The 23,727-nt window shown below is 43.1% G+C and carries 20 protein-coding genes and 1 pseudogene; 6 read left to right on the forward strand and 15 right to left on the reverse strand.

Features of this window, described 5'->3' with window-relative positions; genetic code table 11:
- Window positions 1–10: 10 nt before the first annotated feature.
- Together J7E37_RS17170 and J7E37_RS17175 are read right to left on the reverse strand one after the other, a co-directional pair.
- Window positions 11–1,417, reverse strand: a complete 1,407-nt coding sequence (locus tag J7E37_RS17170) for an O-antigen ligase family protein (protein WP_215025502.1) — start codon at window positions 1,415–1,417, stop codon at window positions 11–13.
- 52 nt (window positions 1,418–1,469) lie between these two features.
- The gene (locus J7E37_RS17175; RefSeq protein ID WP_215025505.1) at window positions 1,470–2,837 is read right to left on the reverse strand and encodes a tyrosine-protein kinase domain-containing protein; all 1,368 of its coding nucleotides are present in this window, start codon (window positions 2,835–2,837) and stop codon (window positions 1,470–1,472) included.
- A gap of 281 nt (window positions 2,838–3,118) precedes the next feature.
- Between J7E37_RS17175 and J7E37_RS17180 the strand changes: the two genes are divergently transcribed.
- Entirely contained in the window at window positions 3,119–3,979 is an 861-nt protein-coding gene (locus tag J7E37_RS17180) for a GNAT family N-acetyltransferase (RefSeq protein ID WP_215025508.1), read from the forward strand.
- 283 nt (window positions 3,980–4,262) lie between these two features.
- On the opposite strand, the gene J7E37_RS17185 is transcribed toward J7E37_RS17180, so the two are convergent.
- Complete coding sequence (locus J7E37_RS17185) at window positions 4,263–4,439, reverse strand: DUF3896 family protein (RefSeq protein ID WP_215025511.1); 177 nt, start codon at window positions 4,437–4,439, stop codon at window positions 4,263–4,265.
- A gap of 310 nt (window positions 4,440–4,749) precedes the next feature.
- Between J7E37_RS17185 and J7E37_RS17190 the strand changes: the two genes are divergently transcribed.
- Window positions 4,750–6,195 carry a DEAD/DEAH box helicase gene (locus J7E37_RS17190; protein ID WP_215025514.1) on the forward strand — a complete coding sequence of 482 codons (1,446 nt, stop codon included), beginning with the start codon at window positions 4,750–4,752 and terminating at the stop codon, window positions 6,193–6,195.
- A gap of 52 nt (window positions 6,196–6,247) precedes the next feature.
- Here the strand turns inward: J7E37_RS17190 and J7E37_RS17195 are convergent, their stop codons facing one another.
- The 3 genes from J7E37_RS17195 to J7E37_RS17205 form a co-directional block, all read right to left on the reverse strand.
- Entirely contained in the window at window positions 6,248–7,198 is a 951-nt protein-coding gene (locus J7E37_RS17195) for a TRM11 family SAM-dependent methyltransferase (protein WP_251009726.1), read from the reverse strand.
- A 249-nt stretch (window positions 7,199–7,447) separates the two neighbouring features.
- The gene (locus J7E37_RS17200; RefSeq protein WP_215025517.1) at window positions 7,448–7,639 is read right to left on the reverse strand and encodes a hypothetical protein; all 192 of its coding nucleotides are present in this window, start codon (window positions 7,637–7,639) and stop codon (window positions 7,448–7,450) included.
- Between the two features lie 87 nt (window positions 7,640–7,726).
- Window positions 7,727–8,596, reverse strand: a complete 870-nt coding sequence (locus tag J7E37_RS17205) for a cation diffusion facilitator family transporter (RefSeq protein ID WP_215025520.1) — start codon at window positions 8,594–8,596, stop codon at window positions 7,727–7,729.
- A gap of 314 nt (window positions 8,597–8,910) precedes the next feature.
- Here J7E37_RS17205 and J7E37_RS17210 point away from each other — a divergent pair, with 314 nt between their 5' ends.
- On the forward strand, window positions 8,911–10,767 hold the full coding sequence (locus tag J7E37_RS17210) for an LTA synthase family protein (RefSeq protein ID WP_215025523.1): 1,857 nt from the start codon (window positions 8,911–8,913) through the stop codon (window positions 10,765–10,767).
- 53 nt (window positions 10,768–10,820) lie between these two features.
- Here J7E37_RS17210 and J7E37_RS17215 read toward each other — a convergent pair whose 3' ends face one another.
- From J7E37_RS17215 to J7E37_RS22645, 5 genes and pseudogenes are all read right to left on the reverse strand, one after another.
- Window positions 10,821–11,240, reverse strand: coding sequence for a universal stress protein (locus J7E37_RS17215; protein WP_215025526.1), 420 nt, complete (start codon window positions 11,238–11,240; stop codon window positions 10,821–10,823).
- 15 nt (window positions 11,241–11,255) lie between these two features.
- The gene (locus J7E37_RS17220; protein ID WP_215025535.1) at window positions 11,256–12,704 is read right to left on the reverse strand and encodes a SulP family inorganic anion transporter; all 1,449 of its coding nucleotides are present in this window, start codon (window positions 12,702–12,704) and stop codon (window positions 11,256–11,258) included.
- A gap of 76 nt (window positions 12,705–12,780) precedes the next feature.
- On the reverse strand, window positions 12,781–14,445 hold the full coding sequence (gene rnjA / locus J7E37_RS17225; protein ID WP_215025538.1) for a ribonuclease J1: 1,665 nt from the start codon (window positions 14,443–14,445) through the stop codon (window positions 12,781–12,783).
- A 381-nt stretch (window positions 14,446–14,826) separates the two neighbouring features.
- Window positions 14,827–15,318 (reverse strand): methyl-accepting chemotaxis protein, encoded by a 492-nt coding sequence (locus J7E37_RS22640; RefSeq protein WP_483297223.1) that lies wholly within the window; start codon window positions 15,316–15,318, stop codon window positions 14,827–14,829.
- A gap of 39 nt (window positions 15,319–15,357) precedes the next feature.
- A pseudogene (locus J7E37_RS22645) lies at window positions 15,358–15,747 on the reverse strand (PAS domain-containing protein); the annotation flags it as partial.
- A 152-nt stretch (window positions 15,748–15,899) separates the two neighbouring features.
- Here J7E37_RS22645 and J7E37_RS17235 point away from each other — a divergent pair.
- From J7E37_RS17235 to J7E37_RS17245, 3 genes are all read left to right on the forward strand, one after another.
- On the forward strand, window positions 15,900–16,469 hold the full coding sequence (locus tag J7E37_RS17235) for a glycerol-3-phosphate responsive antiterminator (protein WP_215026057.1): 570 nt from the start codon (window positions 15,900–15,902) through the stop codon (window positions 16,467–16,469).
- Window positions 16,470–16,610: 141 nt separating this feature from the next.
- The gene (locus tag J7E37_RS17240) at window positions 16,611–18,266 is read left to right on the forward strand and encodes a glycerol-3-phosphate dehydrogenase/oxidase (RefSeq protein WP_215025544.1); all 1,656 of its coding nucleotides are present in this window, start codon (window positions 16,611–16,613) and stop codon (window positions 18,264–18,266) included.
- Between the two features lie 365 nt (window positions 18,267–18,631).
- Complete coding sequence (locus J7E37_RS17245; protein ID WP_215025547.1) at window positions 18,632–19,123, forward strand: hypothetical protein; 492 nt, start codon at window positions 18,632–18,634, stop codon at window positions 19,121–19,123.
- 77 nt (window positions 19,124–19,200) lie between these two features.
- On the opposite strand, the gene J7E37_RS17250 is transcribed toward J7E37_RS17245, so the two are convergent.
- From J7E37_RS17250 to J7E37_RS17265, 4 genes are all read right to left on the reverse strand, one after another.
- Window positions 19,201–20,694, reverse strand: a complete 1,494-nt coding sequence (locus J7E37_RS17250; protein ID WP_215025550.1) for an amidase family protein — start codon at window positions 20,692–20,694, stop codon at window positions 19,201–19,203.
- Between the two features lie 247 nt (window positions 20,695–20,941).
- A complete protein-coding gene (locus J7E37_RS17255; RefSeq protein WP_215025553.1) occupies window positions 20,942–21,538 on the reverse strand; it encodes a carboxymuconolactone decarboxylase family protein in 597 nt (198 codons plus the stop codon).
- A gap of 151 nt (window positions 21,539–21,689) precedes the next feature.
- Window positions 21,690–22,964: a DUF5667 domain-containing protein gene (locus J7E37_RS17260; RefSeq protein ID WP_215025555.1), complete on the reverse strand. Its 1,275-nt coding sequence runs from the start codon at window positions 22,962–22,964 to the stop codon at window positions 21,690–21,692.
- A 143-nt stretch (window positions 22,965–23,107) separates the two neighbouring features.
- Window positions 23,108–23,566, reverse strand: coding sequence for a DUF305 domain-containing protein (locus J7E37_RS17265; RefSeq protein ID WP_215025557.1), 459 nt, complete (start codon window positions 23,564–23,566; stop codon window positions 23,108–23,110).
- Window positions 23,567–23,727: the final 161 nt, after the last annotated feature.

Below are 23,727 nucleotides of genomic sequence, written 5' to 3' on the forward strand. Positions count from 1 at the left end.
GCTCTGTTGTTCATGGTGCCGAAGCAGAGCCTAATGTGTCATTTTCACCAACAGAATCATACTTGCCTCTTTTCACGAAATCCGTTTCAGGGTTATGACATTCGGGTTCTTTATTATCAACTTGAGCTTTGGTCGCTAAGAGCAGTCCCATCAAGCACCAGAAAACCCGCGAATATACATTATTAATAAAAAACGAGCTGACAAGGAATGCGATTATGCTTAAGCAAATCAAAAAATGAAGGCGATCCTTTTTTAAATAGAATGTCATTCTTTTAAACAATGAGAGATACAGCAAAGTTAAAAAAGCGATTAACCCAAATGTCCCCATCTCTGCCCAGACGGTCAGGTAAGTATTATGGGTATCTGCAACACTTCGGAAATTCACGGGCTGATATTCTGAATAAACTCTAGGAAACATATCCAGTCCAATGCCCAAAAGATAGTGTTCTTTTATCACATTGAATACCGATAATAAAATCAGTTTTCTCTCAATGATCGAACCATCATCTGAGCTTCCGTCGAACAGATTCCCGAACCTCTCGATTGAATAGTCAAGAATACCGAGGAAATACATTGAGATGACAAATGAAAATCCGATTCCAGCAAGCAGAAGTAAACCTTTTTTATTCCATTTGATAAATGCAATTGAAAGCATGAGCAATACAATGATCAAAGTCAGCCAGCTTGCTCTCGAGTAAGTAAGGATTATTGACACTAACACTAATCCCATTCCGTAAAATAAAACCCCATTCATTCTTTTTGATTCTGTTCCAAACATCCCTAAAAACATAAATGGAAATAATGTCACCAGATAACTGGCAAAATAGTTTGGATCAAGAAAAGTATAGCTAGCCCTCGATGAAAGAAAATCGGAGTACAAGTTTGAATAGCTTGAATTTAATATAAACGGAACGATATAGACTGATAAGAAAACAATTGAAGCGATCACCCAGCTTTTTAGGAAAACCAAAACAAGGGCTTTACTTCTGAATACGAGGAAAAAAACGAATGCAGAAAGGATCAGAAAAAAGAATTGTAGAAGATTATAAAAACTTTCAATCGGATTGACTGCTTTCAACATGGGAACGGTAGCAAAGATAATGAGAAAAATGGCCGTCTTTACTGGCCAACCCTGGAGGCTAACCTTAAAGGAATTAGATTTCAGATAAGAAAAAAGCAATAACAGAATTGTGATATCAAATACATTTAGGTTTTTATATAGATCAATTTTTCCTGTACTTAATGCAATCCCTGCAAGAATGACAGCGAAAGGGAGATAATGAACTGCAGCTGCCGCGACAATTGCCGCCAACAATAATGCTCCAGCATATATGTTCAGAGGATAAACTGCGCTAATTCCTCCTGCCAATAGAGCCAGAATAATATAAATGCTGAAACTATACATACCTTCTCTCATTTGCATCGACCCATTCATTTGTTCTCAAATTAAATAGCGCTCTCCCAGGTTCTCAATAATAATATTCTCCGGTAACTTTTGTTGTTGATTTGTTCAAAACCACTCCAAGCAGGTTTGCGTTCATCTCTTTAAGGTGATTTATTTTCTGCTTTACATCTGTACTGCTGTTTTTTTGGGCATTTATGACGTACACACAGCAATCTGCTTTCATCGCCAGGATGGTTGTATCAGATACAATCATTGGCGGGCAATCGAGAAAAATGTAATCAAACCTTTGTTCAAGCTCTTCCAACAGGCTTTGCATTTTATCTGAAGACAGGAGTTCAGCTGGGTTTGGCGGTATAGGTCCTGCCGGAATTAGATACAAGTAAGGCACAGCAGTATTTCTGATGATTGTATCGATTTGAGCATCTCCAGCAAGATACGAGGTGACCCCATTGCGATTGGGAATCCCAAACATATGATGGCCATTCGGCTTTCTCAAATCGCAATCTACATAAACAGTTTTTTTATTGTCCATAGCCATCACGATGCTCATATTCCCAGTGGTGATTGACTTTCCCTCACCTGGTTTTGAGCTTGTGAAGAGAATCCTTTTATATCCTTTTGTATGATTTTGGAATTGGAGATTTGTTCGTATTGACCGGTAAAAATCCGCAATGGAGGAGTTCTTTTCTAACTGAGATACCAGTTTATAGTAGCGCTCACCATACTGAAAACTACTGCCATTGTTATGATGGGCATTGATGAACGGAACTTCACCAAGGACAGGTAATGATAATTGACCTGTTACATCTTGTTTGGAACTAATTTTATATCCTGCGAATCTCCGGATGAAAACAATCCCCAGAGACAGGACTAATCCGACTAAAGTCGATATAATGCTATTCAATAGCGGTTTTGGTCTAACAGGCTCAGCTTCTGATTCTGCAACTGCAGGGGATAAAATGTGGATATTATCCAGCTTTAGGAGGGCCTTGATTTCCGATTTGAACACTTCCGCCACCTTGTTCGCAATGTCTGCTGCTTTACTAATTTCCGTATCCTCCACAATAATTGTAAGGATTTGTGAGTTTCCCTTGGTTTCGACCTTTACTTTTTTCTCCAGTTCCTTTTTATTGTTCCCCTTTCCTAGCACCTCTGCTGTTTTTTGCAACACCCGCTCACTTTTTACAATATATTGATAGCTTTCAATCAATTTAAGGTTGGTTTCTATTTCTCCCAATGACAGATTTGACGCTTCGCTTTCTTTGAAATTTTGGCTAATGAGCAGGTCTGTCCTTGCTTGATAAACCGGAGTAATGAAGAAATAGCTGGCAACTCCTCCAGCGAGGCCAGATATAAGTGTTATAAGTATGATAATGATCCTGCCTTCATTTAGGATGCTGATCAATTCCCTAATATCGATCTCTCTCTGCATACAGTCAATCCTTTCGACTCTTTTGAAATTATTTTGCTTAGTCAAGGCCTAGAAATCGGGCTACAACCTTCTCACCTGTTTGTAAATTCTATTTGTTACATATAACGAATATTCGCATAACTTGTGGTAAAGATTCCCTAAACGTCAATAAGTAAGAAGACCTCCATTTTTCAGCACAATTTGGAATACGCACTAGAGATGAACCATATATTTTTACGATGAATGGCCTAGTCGTTCCCAATAAGGAACAAAACATTGAATGATATGAAGGGAGTATGATCATGCTAACGATTCGTTATATGCGAAAATTCCTGCGTTTCACAGAAACGTACAGCTCTAATAAGCTTCTTGACTTAGCAAATTCTGATATCCAAATCGATTCATGGTTGTTAGTGCCTAAAAATACCTTTACTGGGCTTCCATATAAAAATGGCCCTTTTCAGATTCACAAGGCATTCAAAACCCTTGTCATCGATTTGCAGAAGTCAGAGAATGACATATTTCAAGAATTCCAGAAAAGTACGAGATACAAAATTAATCGTGCAGACAGAGAAGGAGTGAGCTTTCGTATATTACGAAAACCAAACGATCGAGAAATCCAGGAGTTCATTGAATTTTTTGATGAATTTGCGAGAGCAAAAAAAATTCGCCCTTGCATCCCGGCTAAGATAAAACAATTGCGCAACAATAATGCCTTTGTAATTACCAAAGCAATGCTAGGTGATCGGACATTGGCCTGCCATGGATATATTTTTGATAGACAAAGGACGAATATGCTTTACTCGGCATCTTTAAGAGCAGGCCGGGATTCATCCGAGACCAATCTGATCGGGAGAGCCAACCGATTTTTGCACTGGAATTCGATACTTTCTTTCAAGGAACTTGGATGCAATTGGTATGACTTTTGCGGTCTGTCGCAGAATCCAAATGATATCGAAGGACAAGGAATAAACAAGTTCAAGAAAGGGTTTGGAGGGTTTGAAGCATACGAATTAAAAAGATATAGTGGCCAGAGTCTGAAGGGGAAACTAGCTATTGTTCTATTTCATATAAAATGGAGGAACACTCCTGAATATTTGACAAACATTAAAGAAATTAAGCCTGACTCCACTCAGTCACACCTCAAATGTAAGGCTGATTAATAAAGAACGATCACCTTTAAAAGTATAAGCCTTCATTTTTTTGCTAATCTGGTCAAACGTTATTCTTGTTTGGGTTAATGCAGATGCTTTCCTTTTGCCAATGTTGATTCATGATTGGATTTTCTGGTCATAAAGGACCGCTAGTGGTCTGTTCAAAAGGCCAATTAAAGAGGAAATAAAAAACTGCGGAAAACTTGATTTTCATCGAGTTTGCCTGCAGTCAGAATTCACCCAGTATAGAATTTGGTCATTCAATTTATATGTCAATAATGAATCAGATAATCTAGGCTGTTCCCCGCTCAAAATGGTTCATGCAAGTCAGCTCAATAATATAATCGTAGTTTGCAATCGCTCTCTGAAGTTCATTTTTTTCATCTATAGACAGGCTTGGATTCTGCATCTTATTCGCAAGCTGCATCTGCAATGCTTCTAATTGAGATTTAACTTCTTGATAATTCATGTCCAACACCCTTCCTTTGTGAAATGAAATCGCTTTCTTATCACTTTTATTATATCTCGTTAACCCATTTGGGTATCGACGATTATATTGATAATTTGTGAAACTTTTTAAGAATTAGCCGTTGGCACGCAGCTTGAGATTTCCTTTTTAAAATAGTTTCACCAGGAGACTGAAGGAGATTATTAAATATTAGCCGATTAGTCAGGTGTTTAAAGTATAATGAATACTATTCAGTTTATGTATATGATGTTTCATTGCGAGAATCCTAAAAATAAGTTGGATGATAATAATATAAAATGAGGTTTTTCACATGAGTAAAAGAAGTTTTGACGATTACAATTTAAGTGACGAAATTAAACGTGCCCTTACAGTGCTGAAGTATGAATCACCAACAGAGGTACAGGAAAAAGTCATTCCGTTAGCGCTGCAAAATCAGGATCTTGTCGTTAAATCCCAGACAGGGAGCGGAAAGACGGCTTCATTCGGGATACCTATTTGCGATATGGTTGATTGGGAGGAAAAGAATCCTCAAGCCTTGATTCTCACTCCAACCAGGGAGCTGGCAGTTCAGGTTCGTGAAGATATCACGAATATCGGAAGGTTCAAAAGGATCAAGGCCATGGCCGTTTATGGCAAGGAGCCCTTCTCGAAACAGAAAGAGGAATTGAAGCAAAAAACTCATGTCGTCGTTGGTACACCGGGGCGTGTCATCGATCATATTGAAAGAGGAACGCTGGTTTTGGACCAAATAAAATATCTAATCATCGATGAAGCAGATGAAATGCTCAACATGGGATTTATTGATGCTGTTGAATCCATTATAGAAGAACTTCCTCCAAATCGGGTTACCATGGTGTTTTCTGCGACATTGCCCAAGGATGTTGAAAATCTCTGCCACAAATATATGAAGGATCCGGTCAACATCGAAATCGCTTCTGCCGGTATTACGACAAATACGATTGACCATATGTTGATCGAAGTGCAGGAAGAGGAAAAGATCTCCCTTCTAAAAGATGTTACGGTTGTTGAAAACCCTGACAGTTGCATTATTTTTTGCAGGACGAAGGAAAATGTTGATACAGTGTTTGCCGAGCTTGAAGAAGCAAACTATTCCTGTGAAAGGCTTCATGGCGGATTAGAGCAGGAAGACCGCTTCGCCGTAATGAATGGCTTCAAGATGGGGAATTTCCGCTACCTTGTGGCCACCGATGTGGCTGCAAGAGGAATTGACGTCGATAACGTTTCGCTTGTCATCAACTACGACGTTCCGATGGAAAAAGAGGGCTATGTCCACCGTACAGGACGTACAGGACGCGCCGGGAACAAAGGAAAGGCTATTACACTTGCGACCCCATATGAAGGGAAGTTCATCAAGGCTATCGAACGGTACATTGGCTTTGAAATTCCCGTAACTGAAGCTCCGAGCAAGCAGGAAGTTGCAAGAAACCAGGCTGCATTCAATGAAAAAATCAGCGGGCGCCGTGTCGTGAAAAACAACAAAACAGCCCGGATCAACCAGGATATCATGAAGCTTCATTTCAGCGGCGGCAAAAAGAAGAAGCTTCGCGCCGTCGACTTCGTTGGAACAATCGCGAAAATCCCTGGAGTAACGGCAGACGATATCGGCATCATCACGATCCACGATACTATGTCCTATGTAGATATCCTGAACGGAAAAGGCTCACTTGTCATGCAGGCAATGGAGAATGCAACAATCAAGGGAAAGAAACTTAGAGTCAGCAAGGCTATTAAATAGAGGTTAAGAAAAAAGGACGATTATGACAAGCATAATCGTCCTTAAATTTATCCTATTTTTCACATACAATAATCTCGCGTTCGAAGGTTCCTTTTCTCACGACACAACGGTCAACAATTTCAAAGCCGGCATCTCCGATGATAGAATCGATTGGTTCAATCGTGACGATGACCACTTTATCAGCAAATTGGTATGTGCTTTGAAGCATCTCGAGCTGCTCTTCGGGTGTGATGACCGAGCATAGATTGTAAGGCATATCAATAATCGCCACGTCATAGCTCCCAGTGACCTTGCGGATGTCCTTAAACGCCACTTCCGTTGCATAGCCAAAATGCGCGATGTTCTCCCTTGTACCAGGCAGTATGAGCGGATTGATATCACTGGCAACGATGTCGATCCCCATCGACAATGCTTCCACCACTACCGTTCCAATTCCGCAGCATGGGTCGATTGCTTTAACTCCAGCTGGATCAGGAACGGCGATATTGGCCACCGCTCTTGCGACACGGGTGCTTAATGAAGTTGAGTAGCTATGCGGTTTTTGCTGGTGGCTCAGCCAGACCGCTTCACTGCTGTGGTATTTACCAAATACCCAACGCCCGTTTACATTCATGATCCCAAACAGCACATCTGGATTTATGAGCTCCGGCTCTCCGGGAATTTGCAAACCCACTTCCCGCTCGATTCGGCGCCTTTCTTCAAAATCCACCTTTTCAGGACCTGCCGCTTTTACATACATCACTTTAAAAGTATATCCAGTCAATTCTATCTTCTTCACTTGCTCAATTAGGTCCTCAAATTGCTCACTTTCAAGGATGACATCCATACGTCCCCTCATAAACGGACTTCGGCTTGGATCTATTTTTAAGGTACTCTCCAGGATGCTGGATTCTGTATCCTCCCCAAAAAACGAGCGCATCTCCAGTGCGCACAACTCTTTTTCTTCACCTGGAGATGCATAATTGTATATAAAAAACTCAGGCTCAAATTTAGTGAATTCCAATCAGCTTCAAATCCTTCCGATATAAGAAAAGCGCAAGCGCCTTGCACAGCCCCGACAAGCGTTGGAGGGCCTGACAGTGAAGTCGCTCTTTGACTTCATTGGCAGGACCGAAACGTCTCGAGGAGTTAGGAGCCGCAGCTAGACAAACGTCTCGAGGGGCTAGGTGCTGGAGCTAGACACTAATCAAAGTATAAATTTATCCATTCCATATCTTATAACTTGCCTTGTGGAAATAGAAATAAAAATGACTTACCCCTTGGGCAAGTCAAGTGCTTGGTATGCGAGCTGATACTTTCCGCCCTCAGCTACTTCAGAGTGATACAAAGCCTTAAGGGCAAAGCTTTTCTCCAAATCATGTTCTTTAATCAAACTGGATAAGCGCGTTTGCAGTTCTGGATTATCCTTAATCAACTGTTTCATCTGAGATTTTACAAACTTCATCTTATTTTTACCTTTTCCCTTCAAAATCTAATTGTCCAGCTAAGTATAGCATGAACCAATCTATAGCCGTTCATAACTTTTTCTTGATCAATCCGGCTCTACATGTACATGGACGTCATATATATCGTAATCTTCCATAAGTTTCACTTCGACCCTTGTCGAGATATCATGAGCGGTGCTGATGTCGAGGGTCGGTTCTACAGTAATGACGCAGTCCACGACAATATTGTTCCCGTAGCTTCTTGCCTTTAAATCCTTAATTCCTTTGACACCAGGAATATTACAGATCGTATCGTTATATTCTTTAATTAGGTCAACATCAAAGCCGTCTGTCAGCTGGTGGGATGCTTCACGGAAGATGCCCCAGCCTGTTTTTAAAATTAATGCGCCAACGATGAATGCAGTTACGGGGTCAAGCCAGGGCAAGCCAAACTGAGAGCCGATGATGCCTGCAGCAGTTCCAATACTCACCCAGGAATCGGACAGGTTATCTTTAGCCGCGGCCATGACCGAGTGGCTTTTTATTTTGCTGGCGAGGTTCCGATTATAACGATACACGAAATACATAATGAGTGCCGAAAATAAACCTGTCCATGCTGCAATAAGATCTGGTGCTTCGGCAGCTCCTTCAAAAAACGAGGTGAAGGCGCTGGTTAAAACCTGAAATCCGACAACAATGATGATAAAAGATGCTACCATCGAAGCGACCATTTCCGATTTCCAATGGCCATAAAGATGGTCTTCATCCGCAGGTTTTTGAGACAGCCTCAACCCTATAAGGACGGACAGTGAGGCTAGAATATCGGTCGTATTATTCAGACCATCAGCCTTTAATGCTTCGGAATCGCTGATATAACCTACAGAAAGTTTCAATACAGAAAGAAGTATATAAGCGAGGATACTTATAATGGCCCCGCGTTCACCTAGTTTTAAATTAGAATAACGTTGTTCATTCATGACTGGCCTCCATTCAACTGCTAGAACATTTTAACAATCTAAGGGCGAGTGAGTCTACAGCAACCTTTTTACCCTTATCCATTTAATTGACAGGGCGGCAAAAAAGTTTCCTCAGGCAAAGAAAAGCGCAAGCCCCTTGGGCAGCCCCCAAATGTGCTGGAGTTTCAATAAAATAGTAATAATTACCAGAAACTTTTCAGGTGTTCAATTCGTACTAATAAATATCGGAAAATTACGCGTTTATCGGGTCAGCTACAAAACTATTTTCAATTGTGGTAAAATGAAAGCTTCAATAGATTCCTAGGAGGGATTGCATGGGGACTAATAAGAACAAGTCCGTAAGTTTCGTCATGATTGCCATTGTCCTATTATGGCTTAAAACCTACACCGTTTATAAGTTCAATTTTGATATAGATATTGAAAATAAAATGCAGGAATTCATCCTGTTCATTAACCCATTGAGCTTCCTTATGTTCGCTTTGGGACTTGGGATCTTCATAGCCGGCAGGAAGCAAAAAATCTTCGTCGTCGCAACAAGCTTCATCACTTCCTTTATTCTTTACGCCAATGTTGTTTACTATAAGGAATTCAGTGATTTCATCACGATTCCGCTGTTGACACAGACAAGCAATATGGGCGATTTAAAGAGCAGTGTCGGGGAATTGATCGGCTGGTCTGACATCATTTATTTTGCTGATGCATTGTTGATTTTAGCCCTGGCTTTTGTTAAAACACCAAAGATTTCTTTTAAAAAGTACAAAAGCGTATATGCAGCTGCCTTTTACTTCAGTGCGATCGGCCTTGCATTTTTCAACCTCGGGCTTTCTGAGTCGGAGCGTCCTGAATTGCTGACTCGTACGTTTGACAGGGAGATCCTTGTCAAGAATATCGGGACGTACAATCACCATATTTATGATGCGTACCTGCAAACAAAGACAACTGCACAAAGAGCCATGGCAGATGGCAACCAGCTGACCGAAATCGAGAACTACACTCGTGCTCAATACACAGAACCATCTAAAGAAATGTTCGGCGCGGCAAAGGGCAAGAACCTCATTGTGATTTCAATGGAATCTACCCAGAATTTTGTCATCGGACAGAAGGTGAATGGCCAGGAAATCACGCCATTCCTGAATGAGTTCATTAAGGACAGCTATTACTTTGATAACTTTTACCATCAGACGGCACAGGGTAAAACGTCTGATTCAGAATTTCTATTGGAAAACTCTTTATATCCGCTAGGACGCGGAGCAGTATTCTTCACCCATTCAGGGAATGAGTATATGTCACTTGCGGAAAGGCTGAAGGAAAACTCTTATTACACAGCGAAGCTTCATGCGAACAACAAGAGCTTCTGGAATCGTGACGTAATGTACAATAACTTCGGCTATGACCGTTTCTACTCGTTGCCGGATTATGAAGTGAACGAAGAAAATTCTGTTGGCTGGGGCATGAAGGACATCGATTTCTTGGACCAGTCGATTGAACATTTAAAAGCAATGCCAAAGCCGTTTTATGCGAAGTTCATCACGCTGACAAACCACTTCCCATTCGAATTGGATGAAGAGGATAAATTCATCGATGAATACGACTCAAACAGCGGCACCTTGAACCGCTACTTCCCAACTGTCCGTTATACGGATGAAGCGTTCAAGCTGTTTATCGAAGATTTAAAGGCAGAAGGTCTTTACGAGGATTCAATCATCGTGATCTACGGTGACCACTATGGAATTTCCGAAAACCATAACAAGGCAATGGAGCAGTATCTTGGCAAGGAAATCACGCCGTTTGAATCAACACAGCTGCAGCGTGTGCCAATGATCATTCACATTCCGGGTCACGAAGGCAAGACCATTTCAACCGTAACTGGTCAAATCGACCTTCGCCCAACATTGCTGAACCTTGCTGGAATTGATACAAAACAAGATATCCAGTTTGGAGCAGACATGTTCTCCAAAAAGCAGGATAACTTTGTTGCTCTAAGAGACGGAAGCTTCATTACCGAAGATGTAGTCTACACGAAGGGTGTCTGCTATGATAAAGCCACAGGAGAGCCGACAGACGGTGCAAGCTGTGAACCTTATATCGAGCATGCCAAGAACGAACTGAGCTACTCAGACCAGATTATTTACGGAGATTTGCTTCGTTTTTATGAAAAAGATGAGGAATAATATAAAGACACACTGAACTAAGTTCGGTGTGTCTTTTTGTTTTCCCCTCTTATTTATTTCACAATCATCACTGGACAATTGGCCCTTTTAGCCACTTTATGGCTTACGCTTCCGAGCATAAGTTCCTGGAGCCCGTTCAAGCCCCTGCTTCCGATAACAACGAGGTCAAAGTTATTTTTGTTAGTGTAATCGACAACTGCCGGGCCAGGTTCCCCATGAAGAATCTTGATCTCGAACCTGACTTCAGAATCTCTTGCCTTCTGCTCAATGTCCTTCAGACGTTCCTTCCGTTTATCATTGATATCAGCCGTGTTCCAGCTGCTCAGCACATCCGACTTGGAACTGTCCCCATCGACTGCATATACAATCTCCATTTTGGCATCTCCCTGGCATTTTGTAATCATGATCGCATGATCGGCTGCACGAATGGAATGTTCAGAGCCATCCGCAGCCAGGAGTATTTTTTGATACATATCCTCACCTCTTTATTAATGCGAACCTAATTTATTTGCAAGCTTTTCAGCTAAATCGGAGCTTTCCTGATTCATGCCAGTGACAACAACCTTCTTGCCACTCTCTTCGAATTTGCTGACGATTTTCTCGACTGCTGCAACTGCTGAATCATCCCAAAGGTGAGTCTTCCGCAAATCCAGTTCAATGAATTCGATATCCTCCTTGTAATCGAATTGCTTTTGGAGCTCAGTAACAGAAGCGAAAAACAGCTGTCCTTTAAGTTTGTATGTTCGGCGATCATTTACTTTTGTGCTCTTGACCTCCACTTGTGAAATCTTCGAAACGAAGAAAATTGCGCTCAACAGGATTCCCGTGAACACTCCAATGGCAAGATTGTGAGTAAAAATTACCGTCAATACCGTAACAACCATTACAATCGCATCTGTTCTTGGCACTAGATGAAGTGTCCTGATCGAAGACCAGTCAAAGGTGCTGATTGAAACCATAATCATAACCCCGGCAAGCGTGGCCATCGGAATTTGGACGACAATATCACCTAACAGCACAATCAACAGCATTAAGAAAACTCCTGCTACGAGGGCAGATAACCTTTTCCGGCCGCCAGATTTAACATTTATGACCGATTGGCCAATCATCGCGCATCCGGCCATTCCGCCAAAAAAGCCGGTTACGATATTGGCAATCCCCTGCCCCTTGCTCTCCGTGTTCTTATCGCTTTCTGAGTCCGTCATATCATCGACAATCGTGGCCGTCAGCAGCGATTCTAACAATCCAACTACAGCAAGCGCTAATGAATAGGGAAGTACAATCAGAACCGTTTCAAGTGTCAAGGGGATATCTGGAAGCAAAAAAACAGGCAGCGTCCTCGTCAATGTGCCCATGTCCCCTACCGTCCTGACGTCCACGCCCATAATGATTACTATGGAGGTCACAACAACAATCGCGACTAAAGTCGAAGGCACAGCTTTCGTTAAGTAAGGAAGCAAATAGATAATCAGCAGTGTTAAACCTGCCAATGCATATACATGCCAGGTCGCATTTTCAAAATTGCCGAGCTGCGACATAAAAATCAGGATGGCCAGTGCATTAACAAAGCCCACCATGACAGACCGGGGAATGAATTTCATATATCGAGAAAGTTTGAAAACACCGAATAAAATTTGAATAATTCCTGTTAGAATTGTTGCAGCCAATAGGTACTCAATTCCATGCTCCGCAACCAGATCGATAAACAATAAAGCCATTGCTCCCGTGGCAGCCGAAATCATTCCTGGCCTGCCACCAACAAAAGCAATCACAACGGATATGGTAAAAGAAGCATACAAACCAACCATCGGATCGACACCTGCGATGATTGAAAAGGCAATCGCCTCCGGAATCAGGGCAATGGCAACAACAAGCCCGGAAAGAATATCTCCTTTTATATTACCAAACCAAGACTGTAAGTAACTTTCATTTTCCAATGCTGTTCCTCCCTTCTGACTTTATTGTGTGTAAAATGATCAAATAAAAAACGCCCCATAAAGGAGCGTTCTCGGTTTAGACTTCCATAATAATCGGCAAAATCATTGGTCTTCTGCCTGTCTGGCTGTACAGGAAAGGATTGACGACGTCGATTACGGCCTTCTTGATGCTTGACCAGTCCTTCGTGCCTCCAGCCAATTCCGTTACAATCTTATCCTTAATCAGTTCTTCTACATTTTTCATTAAGTCGCCTGATTCCCTGACGTAAACGAATCCTCTTGTCACCACTGTCGGCTTGTTGACAAGCTGCTTCTTCTCGCGATCGATCATCATTGTGACAATCACAAGTCCGTCCTGGGACAGAACTCTTCTGTCTTTTAACACGATATGGCCAATATCACCGATTCCGCTGCCATCGACATATACTGGCTGTGCCGGCACTTTTCCGCCAAGCTGGCCGCCATCGGCAGACAGTTCCAATACATCTCCATTGTCTAAAATAAAGGAGTTTTCACGCGGGATTCCGCATTGCTCAGCTAATTTGACATGCTGATCAAGCATACGGTATTCACCATGAATCGGAATGAAAAACTTAGGATTGAGCAGCTTGATCATCAGCTTCTGCTCTTCCTGCTTGCCATGTCCTGAAGTATGGACCTCACTAATTTTATGATGGATGACATCCGCCCCGATTCGATGCAGCTTATCAATAACCCGATTCACGCTGATTGTGTTGCCAGGAATCGGTGATGATGAAAAGACAATCGTATCTCCAGGTATGACGGAGATTTGTCTGTGCGTGCCATTCGCAATCCGCGCAAGGGCTGCCATCGGCTCACCCTGGCTTCCTGTGCAAATGATCGTCAGCTGATGGCTTGGGACCTGCCCGATTTCATTAATGTTAACGAAAGCCTCATCCGGTGCAGTGATATAACCAAGCCTGCGACCAATCTCAAAAGTCTTCTCCATGCTTCGCCCAACAATAGCTATCTTACGGCTGTACTTGAGAGAAGATTTCACCACCTGCTGTACTCGATCAATATTTGATGCAAACGTCGCGAAAATAACGCGGCCATCCACTGTCTGGAAAATATCTTCGATCGCTTCCCCGACACGTCTTTCAGATAAGGAAAAACCTGGCTGCTCACTGTTCGTGCTGTCTGATAACAGACATAGCACGCCCTCGCTGCTGATTTCAGCGATTTTCTGAAAATCAGTGCCCGCGCCCACCGGCGTCAGGTCAAATTTGAAGTCACCCGTGTGGACAATATTCCCTTCCGGCGTCGTCACCACCACACCGAATGAATCGGCGATACTGTGCGTCGTCCTGAAAAAGCGTACCTTAATATTCTGGAATTGCACCACTGTATCATTGTTGATTTGGTGGAATTTCACACCCTTGATCTTGTGCTCCTGCAGCTTGGACTTGATCAGCTCAACCGCAAAATCGCCTCCATAAATCGGCGCCTTCACATCCTGCAGCAAAAACGGCAGGCCGCCAATATGGTCTTCATGGCCATGAGTAACGAAAATCCCGACCAGCTTGTCCTGGTTTTGCTTTAAATAGGTGTAATCCGCGAGTACATAATCAATCCCGAACAACTCATTATCCGGAAACTTGATTCCGCAATCCACCAGCACCATTTCATTTTTGTATTCGATTACATAAGTATTTTTTCCGATCTCACCAAGACCGCCCAAAGCGAAAATCTTAAGATCCTTTTTTAATTTCGTTTCCATAGTTCAACTCCTGTTTCTTTGTTGTGCAAATGTATTTATAAATTCCCATGGGAATCATATCTCTTAATAAAGAATAGTGAAGAAATTAGATGGAGAAAATAGGGGTTTGAAGTTCTTAAAATATACCATAAATTAAGCGTTACAACAAATAATGCTATCCCCTGTACTATTGAGACGGGAATTTCAGGTGAAAAGTTGCTGAGACCAGCTAGATTTTTCACCCCATTTGGCTTATAGAACTTTCCTATCTGGCTTTTTCTTCAACAGATCGCCTCGTTTGGTCACATAGACGGCCTCTTTATTCCGGCATGCTCGCCCGCTCTTTATAAATCTTCCTACTTACCAAAAAAACACCGCCATGATCGACGGTGTCCGTTTTCCTTACAATATGTCCTTTAAGGTCTTTGCCTGCTGATCCAATTCGCAGGCAGCACTGCCGATTTCTTTGAAGGCAGCTACCGCTTGTTCATTGAGTATCTGGTTGTGGGTGATGCCATTTTGCGAGCGCTGGGTGGCTTCGTTGATTTTGGTGATTTCCCCTGCTATTCCTTTTATGTGTTCATTGACTTCCTGGATCGAATCCTGGACACGTGTGGCGAGCTTCCTGACTTCTCCGGCAACGACATTAAAGCCTCTTCCATGTTCCCCGGCCCTTGCGGCTTCGATGGCTGCGTTCAGGGCAAGCAGGTTGGTTTGTGCAGCAATTTCGCGAATGGTCTGCACGATGCTGCCGATTGATTTCGCCTGTGATTGCAGCGATACCAGAATTCCGGAATTTTCTTTTGACTCCTCAACTAGCTTGCTGGCCGCCGTGGCTGCTTCTTCACTTCTTGTAATACCCATTTGCGCCCGTGCGCTCAGATCTTCGGACATTTGCTGAAGCTGCTGTGCAAATCTTGTCGCAGTCAATTCGCGTTCAGTTATGTCAGTAGCCACCTTGACCACACCAGCAACTCGGCCTAAAGAATCGTAAACCGGTGTATAGGTAGCCTCAAGCCAGAGGAGTTTTCCTCTCTTAGTGACTCGCTGTATTTTTTCCTGAAAGCTTTTTCCGTTGCGCAGGTTTCTCCATAATTCTATATAGGCTCTGCTGCCGGCGAGCTCTGCTGTACAAAACTGTTTATGTAAAAGTCCTGGCATTTCTTCCACCCGATAGCCCATTGTCTCCGCAAAATTCTCATTCGCCCAGAGCACTTTTCCATCCGGATCAAACTCGATCATGGCCAAAGACCTTTCAATGGCTGCCAGGACGGCGTCTTGCTCAAAAACCTGTGTGCTCTTCTTTTCCATTCTAATCTGCATGTTGTCTCCTCATCGTCATTTGATATATCTTTGTTACTATCGTACTAACCTTGATGCTCTTCGACAATTTTGAGTATGCTCGTGTCCTCTGCGCCGTAGAAAAAAACAAGCCTCTCATGTTAAGATAATGGATAATCTAAATTAAGGATGGGATTCTTTTGGATCAAAAAATCTTGCCCGCCTCTTCGAACATGAAAGAGTTTGAGCTGTTTCTCGAAAGCCCTTTTGAAATAGGCGTCATTCTGGAAGTACATATCGCTCAATTGAAAAATATCAATGCGATGGCCAAACGCTATGGCAAAAAAATGATCTATCATGTGGATATGATTCAGGGATTAAAAAGTGACGATTATTCAACTGAATATCTATGCCAGGAATACAAACCGTATGGCCTGATCTCCACAAAATCGAGTGTCATTTTAAAGGCGAAGCAAAAAGGAGTGCTCGCAGTGCAAAGGATATTCCTGATTGATTCCCATGCACTCGAGAAAAGCTACAAACTTATTGAAAAAACGCGACCTGATTATATAGAGGTTTTACCGGGAGCGATGCCATGGATGATCAAAGAAGTTAAGGAACGAGTGAACATCCCGATTTTTGCAGGCGGCCTGATCAGAACTACTGAAGAAGTAAAAAACGCACTGGATGCTGGCGCCGCGGCAATCACCACATCGAAAAGGGAATTATGGGAAATTTCCCAATTTCAAGAATCCGACACATGAAAATTCGGGGTTTCTGTGATATAATGATTACAAGTTAATAAATCGGGTAGGAGAACTGGAGAGACCACAATAACATTTCGGCTTTTGGCGATAATGTTGTTTGTGGTCTCTCTTTTTTTCATTATCTAGGAGGCGTATCGTATGAGATTCACAAATCTCGATCGTAAAAATATAGTATCGAAACTAAAAAATGAGGCATTTGATGTGCTTGTCATTGGCGGAGGCATTACCGGTGCCGGAATCGCAGTGGATGCTGCAACAAGAGGAATGAACATCGCATTATTGGAAATGCAGGATTTTGCGGCAGGCACTTCAAGCCGTTCCACAAAGCTCGTGCACGGCGGGCTCCGTTATTTAAAACAATTCGAAGTGAAAATGGTGGCTGAAGTTGGCAAGGAACGTGCGATTGTGTATGAAAATGGCCCGCACGTCACGACACCGGAATGGATGCTTCTACCCTTCCATAAAGGCGGAACATTCGGCAGCTTCAGTACCTCTATCGGCCTGAGGATGTATGACTTTTTAGCAGGCGTCAAAAGATCGGAGCGACGGAAGATGTTCAGCGCGGCCGAAACATTGGCAAAGGAACCACTCGTAAAAAAAGACGGACTAAAGGGTGGCGGCTATTATGTTGAATATCGCACCGATGATGCCCGCCTTACCATCGAGGTCATGAAGAAGGCTGTTGAAAAAGGCGCAACGGCTTTGAACTATTCCAAAGTTGAAAACTTGATTTATAACAATGGAATTGTTTCAGGTGTGCTTGTCGAGGACCTTTTAACAGGAGAAAAATTTGAAGTCCAGGCCAAAAAAGTTATCAATGCCACAGGCCCATGGGTGGACGGCATCAGGGAAATGGATGATTCGAAAAAAGGAAAAACCCTGAAGCTTTCAAAAGGTGTCCATATCGTAATCGATCAATCACGCTTCCCGCTTAAGCAAGCCATCTATTTTGACACGCCTGACGGACGGATGGTATTCGCGATTCCGCGAGATGGCAAAACCTATGTCGGCACGACCGATACTTTTTACAATGAAGATCCAATCAACCCGGGCATGACGAAAGAAGACAGAAGCTATCTGCTTAAAGCGATTCATTATATGTTCCCGGGCGTCAATGTCACAGAAACAGATGTGGAATCCAGCTGGGCAGGCATAAGGCCGCTGATCCACGAGGAAGGCAAAGCACCTTCTGAAATCTCAAGAAAAGATGAAATCTGGGAATCCAATTCAAAACTGATCACCATCGCCGGCGGAAAATTGACTGGCTACCGTAAAATGGCGGAAACGATTGTCGACCTGCTTGCCGAGAACTTCGCTAAAGAAGATGGACTCAACTTCCCTGGCTGCCAGACGAAGAATCTGCCGATTTCCGGCGGAGATGTCGGCGGTTCCGCAAACCTTGACTCATTTGTGGTAAAACAGCTTGAAGAAGGCATGAGAGTCGGCTTCACTAAAGAAGAAGCCCGCCGTCTTGCCTGCCAGTATGGATCGAATACCCCGATTGTGTTCCAGCTTGCATCTGAACACCACAAGGAAGCAAACCAATATGGCCTGCCACTGGAATTGTTCGCGAAACTGATTTACGGCATCGATTATGAAGCGGCAGCCACACCAGTCGACTTCTTCAATAGACGTACAGGAGCGATTTTATTCGATATCCACCTTGTGCATAACTTCAAGGAAAATGTTATTAACTTCATGCGGGACCAATTCAGCTGGAGTAAACAGCAAACTGAAGCCTTTACTTTGGAGCTTGAAGGGGCTTTGAATGAAGCTGTAATCCCCGTAAAATAGAGCAAAGTCCCCCTGATGCGCCCAGACGTCAGGGGTTTTTTTTCCATATGTCCGGTATCTTGAACCGCCAATACAGCAGGATTTAACCTTTATAATGCTCAACCAGTAGAAAGGCTTGTTAAAGGGTATCTTTCACCTTGAATGGTGCCCTTTTGGAGGGGGAATGGCTTGCATGTCCTGCCAACACGATACAGTTCAAGCGGGTCTCGGAAGTCAATACTATTAAAATCGAGGTCATAGTTTAAAGGCATTTTTCCATTCCTTTTTAGAGATTGTTTTACCCTCTTTCATCTCTAGATAACTGGCACCATTGTGGCCCAGGCGAATAGACTATAGGCATGAGTACAATGAATGGGGTGACTTACATGGTTAAGTACCAGCCTTTCAGCGGGGTCGTCACGATGATCAATGATTTTTCAGTTACAACCTCCGGCCAAAATGGAGGCTGCTACACATTAATGTCCGTCATTGACGGAAGTGGAAGGCAAGTGAACTTCGTGGTCGAACCGAAAACCTACTTCGTCGACCAGGCAATGGTGGGGGTTGGCGACCGGGTGACAGGCTACTATGATGCCGACGCGCCTGTTCCATTGATTTACCCGCCACAATACCGGGCGCTTGTCATGGTCAAAGAAACCCCTGGCCAGAATGTGAAGACCGATTTTTTCAACAGCCAGCTCATCAGCAGTGATGGTATGCTGAAGCTTAATCTTTCACCCGGAACACCGATTTTATTGGAGAATGGGCAGAGGTTTACAAAGAGTCCTGGAAACAGGAATCTGATTGTGGTTTATGGTCCATCCACTTTCAGCATCCCGGCGCAGACTACGCCTTACAAAATCATTGTATTGTGCTGAAAAAGAGGCAGTCGCGGCTGCCTCTTTTCCAGTTTCCTCAAGGTGTTAACCTTATTTAATCAAACGTTTGATTAAACTTAGAATAAGGAATTCTTCCTGACATCCTGCCAGAATTCTGACTGTTCAAGCTCCCCAGCCAGCTGGAAAAGCAAATCCTCCCTTCCTCTCGCCGCCATCACCTGTACACCGACTGGGAGTCCATCTTTCGTCTGGTGCAGCGGCAGCGACATAGCCGGCTGGCCTGTAAGATTGGCGAGCTGGGTAAATGGCGTCCGGGCAAGGTTTTTCTGCGCGATTTGGTCCACGATTCCCGCTTTTTTTAAAACGCAGCCTAGTCCCAGCTTGCCGACAGTACTAATCATGAACTTTTCAGCTGATGATGGCTCAAGTTCACCGATTTTCGCTGGCGGATAAGCAGTTGTCGGCGTGATATAAAGGTCATAGGTTTCATGGAAGGTTTCCATCTTCAGGGCTGCCATGTCCCATTCTCTTATACTTAATACGAACTCTTCTGCTGATGTGGCCTTGCCAAGCAGGCCGAGCAGCCAGGTCGTCGGCTCCACATCAGCGGCAGTCGCTTTTCGTCCAAGCACTTCCTCTAACGATACTAAAAGTGCTGCCGTCTCTCCGAAGTACATTGTCAGGTAGCTTTTCGCGATTTTATGCCCGTCCACTGGCGCTTCCACTTCTTCAATCTGATGTCCCATCGCTTCGAGCAGCCGCACCGTTTTCAAGACACCCTCCCTGCAATCAGCATCAACCTCCGTTCCAATCGGCGATTTTACCGAAAAAGCAATCCGCTGCTTTTTACCAAGAGGAGTACCTGCCAAAGCTAGATAGCTTCCTTCAAATGGCGCTGCAGAAAATGCACCGGCTTTTTCATGCCCATGGAGAGCATCGAGCATTGCGGCGCTATCCCTGACCGAACGCGTCAATACATGTTCCGCAGAAGCTCCCTGCCATGCACGTCCATAATTCGGACCAACTGGTGTACGGCCGCGGGTAGGCTTTAGGCCGAACAACCCACAGTAGGCAGCCGGGATCCGAATTGAACCTCCTCCATCATTGGCACCGGCGATCGGAACGATTCCCGAGGAAACAGCTGCAGCCGAACCACCGCTTGATCCACCCGGTGTATGGTTTAGATTCCAGGGATTTCTGGTTGGACCATAATGAGCAGGCTCCGTCACCGCGACCAGTGCGAACTCCGGCACATTCGTCTGCCCAAGGAAAACCACTCCGGCTTGGCGCAGACGTCTAGCATACTCTGAATCTGTTTTAGCCTGATATTTTAGAAACGCCCTGGACCCTGCCGTGATTGGTTGCCCTTCAATTTCCTGCGAGATATCCTTGAGAAGCATCGGAACTCCCGCAAATGGCCCAGCCAGTGGCTGACCTGCTGTCTTCCTTGCCTCCTCGTACATCTTGTTGATGACTGCATTCATTCTCGGATTCAACGAATCTGTTAAATGGATTGCTTCCTCAACCAGTTCAATTGGCTGAACCTTATTCTTTTTTACCAGCTCTGCAAGACCCAGCCCGTCATAGTGCTTGTAATTGAAACCCTCCATCGCCCTCACCACCATTTATTTTTTTATCTACTTTCTCTAAAAATATTAAAATTCCTCTTTTGTTATGCCCTTCATTCATTGGTGACCTGTTTTTCTTCAAACTGCATTTTCCGGGAGCCAATACGACTTATCGGTATTCGATTTTTCCTTAATTTACCGTTACCCTCTATTAGTGACCTTCATTAGAATGTATGACTCAGATAAATAAAAAATCCTGTTCCTATGGTTGGAACAGGATATTCTGATTCTATGAAAATTCGATAACCGGCTTCTTTAATGCATTCAAAATTAATCCGTGTAACAATGCTGGCGGAAAAAGTATAGGAAAGCTGAGAATCATCGAAAGCTCATAAAATACATTGGTTTTCCCGCTTGGCTTTCCTTTCAGGCGCGTCCTCAGGCCACTCAAAGGAATGCCGAAAACATTTCCGATCATAATCATCCGGATAGCTGCTAATATACCCCATGCCTTCTCTTGCCCATAGACATCAACAATTCTCTTCCAGGATTCTTCAGTGGGATTTCCTCTCGTATCAGCATAGTGCTGTGCAAACAGGATCGCCGGCATTTCGTCCCTTGGAATATTTTCAGCCGTCCCGGATAACAGCATTTGTATTTCCTCATTGCTCATCCCCTGTTCCAACGCAATTTTCGTATGAGCGTAGGAACATACCTCGCAACCATTCACCTCAGTGACTGCCAGCATGATTCGTTCAATAAATTGAGATGTCATCAGCTTCTTTCTCTTTGCTCTAGACAAATATCTTGCTGTCCGTAACCCCTTATTCAGTGAAAGATATCCTTCTTTCACACTATAAATATTTTTATACAATACCTGGTCCATATCATCTTCCCTTTTTATACCCCTATCACTATCATATTACATTCTTCTTCCGGGATATTCCAATAAAATTCTCGGTATTTATTGCTTTAGGAGTAACTCTGCCAAAGCACAAAAAAATGCTGCCAGTTTGGCAGCATTCATTTCCTTTGAATTATTCTTTGTCTTTATTTTTCTTTTCTTCTTCACGCTTTTTCTCTTCAGATTTTTTAGCTTCTTCACGCTTTTTCTCTTCAGATTTTTTAGCTTCTTCTCGCTGTTTTTCTTCAGCCTTTTTAGCTTCTTCTCGCTGTTTTTCTTCTACTTTCTTAGCTGCTTCGCGTTGTTTTTCTTCCGCCTGCTTTACAGCTTCACGTTGTTCTTCTTCAGCTTTCTTAGTTGCTTCACGCTGCTTTTCTTCTGCTTTCTTTACAGCTTCCTGTTCTTTTTTCTCATCTTCTCTTTCAGCTTCATCAGTTGCTTTTGTTACTTCGTTGTTTACCTCTTCAACATCTTTTGCGTCTTCTTCCTCGATCTTATCCACTTTTTTATCTAGCTCTTCTTCAAGCTTTGTTTTCTCACGGTCTGCTTCTTCAGTTGAAATTTGTCCGCTTGCTAGCTTTTCTTCTATTTTCGCCATTTTCTCTGCGAATTTAGCGTCAGCTTCTTCAAGCTTCTTGAATTTCTTTTCCATTTTCTCAAATGACTTTTGGATATTTTTCATGATGGCCTGTTGAGCAGCTGGGTTTTCAACCTTTGCTAAAACAGCCAATAGAGAGTCTAAATTGTTGGCAAGCTTGCTTTCTACCAGATCTTCCGTTGGCTCTGTCAATACACCATCAATCTCTTCAGTTGTTTCTGTCTGTTCGCCCTCAGTTTCTTCTGCAGGCTCCTGTTCAGCACCTTCAGTATTATCTTCTGTATTTTCGATTTCTGATTCTGTTTCAGCTTCCGGCAACTTTCCTTCAGCGAGTTCTTGAATTGAAACAGCTGCTTTTAAAAGCTCTTCAGCTTCAGCAACTTTTCCTTCGGCAATTAAAGCATTGGCTTCAGCGATTCGCTCTGCCGCAAATTCTGCTAATAGCTTCGCTTCTTTATAATCATCGAAAGTTACTGCAAGACGAATCTTTTCTGTCATCACTTTTACAAAGTAAAAGAAGTCGCCCGGAATTAATGAAACCTCATTTAAATCAACCACTTCAAGATCCTCTACAGTTTCTTCAACGTCGGTTTCTGGAACTTCGGTTTCTTCTTCAACTGTTGTTACTTCGGTCGCTTCTTCTACAGCCGTTTCTTCTTCCGGCTGTGTTTCCTGACCTTCAACCTCTGTGACTACTTCAGTATTTGTCTCATCCTCATTCGCAAAAACAGCTCCTGTTCCCATAGAGAAAATAAGTGCAGATGATAATAGGCTGCTTCCAACCATTTGTATTACTTTTTTGTTTTTCATATGTATGTAGCTCCCCCTAATTTTCTTCTCGATACAACCTACGACGATTTCTCTGTTTTTTTGTCGGTTAATTTGCTTTAGAATCAGCACCCACCAAAAAGAGCCTGATCCCCAAAGGGTCAGGCTCTTTCCAATGTGACTGTTTAATCTTCTTTTTCTTCTAGATCCTTGATCAGCGTCTTCATTTCGCTGATCTCTTTACGCTGTGCCTTGATAATTTCGTCTGCAAGTTTTTTCACGCGTGGATCCTCGATTTCAGCACGCTCACTTGTTAAAATCGCAATCGAGTGATGCGGGATCATCGCTTTCATCCATGATGTATCATCAACGGTTGTCTGGCTTCGAACCAGAAACAGCGAAACCGCGATCAATAAAGCACTTCCCGCATAAATACCTAGATTGACTTTTTTATTGGTATACATTTTAAGCATGAAAGATAGCATGACAATGGCCATTACACCGCCCATGATCAAGGCCATGTAAAGTCTTGTTTCGCTGAAAAATACATGATCGATACTATATGCATTCAAGTACATCAGAAAAAACATGATGATTGTGGAAGTCAGCACCATCAAGCCAAATCTGCCGTAATTATTCTTCATTTGTTTTCCCTCCTTTTTTACCAGGTTGAATGCTGTTATTCTTTGAATACCCTGCTGGCTAATAAATATTCGTCCAATTTGTTGGTTTTCATTTTGTAAAGAGGGGTAAATATGCTTTGATGCACCATGGTATATTTTTACTAACTTACCTGATTATTCAA

It is taken from the genome of Bacillus sp. ISL-39, from assembly GCF_018613295.1.
Classification (GTDB): domain Bacteria; phylum Bacillota; class Bacilli; order Bacillales; family Cytobacillaceae; genus Mesobacillus.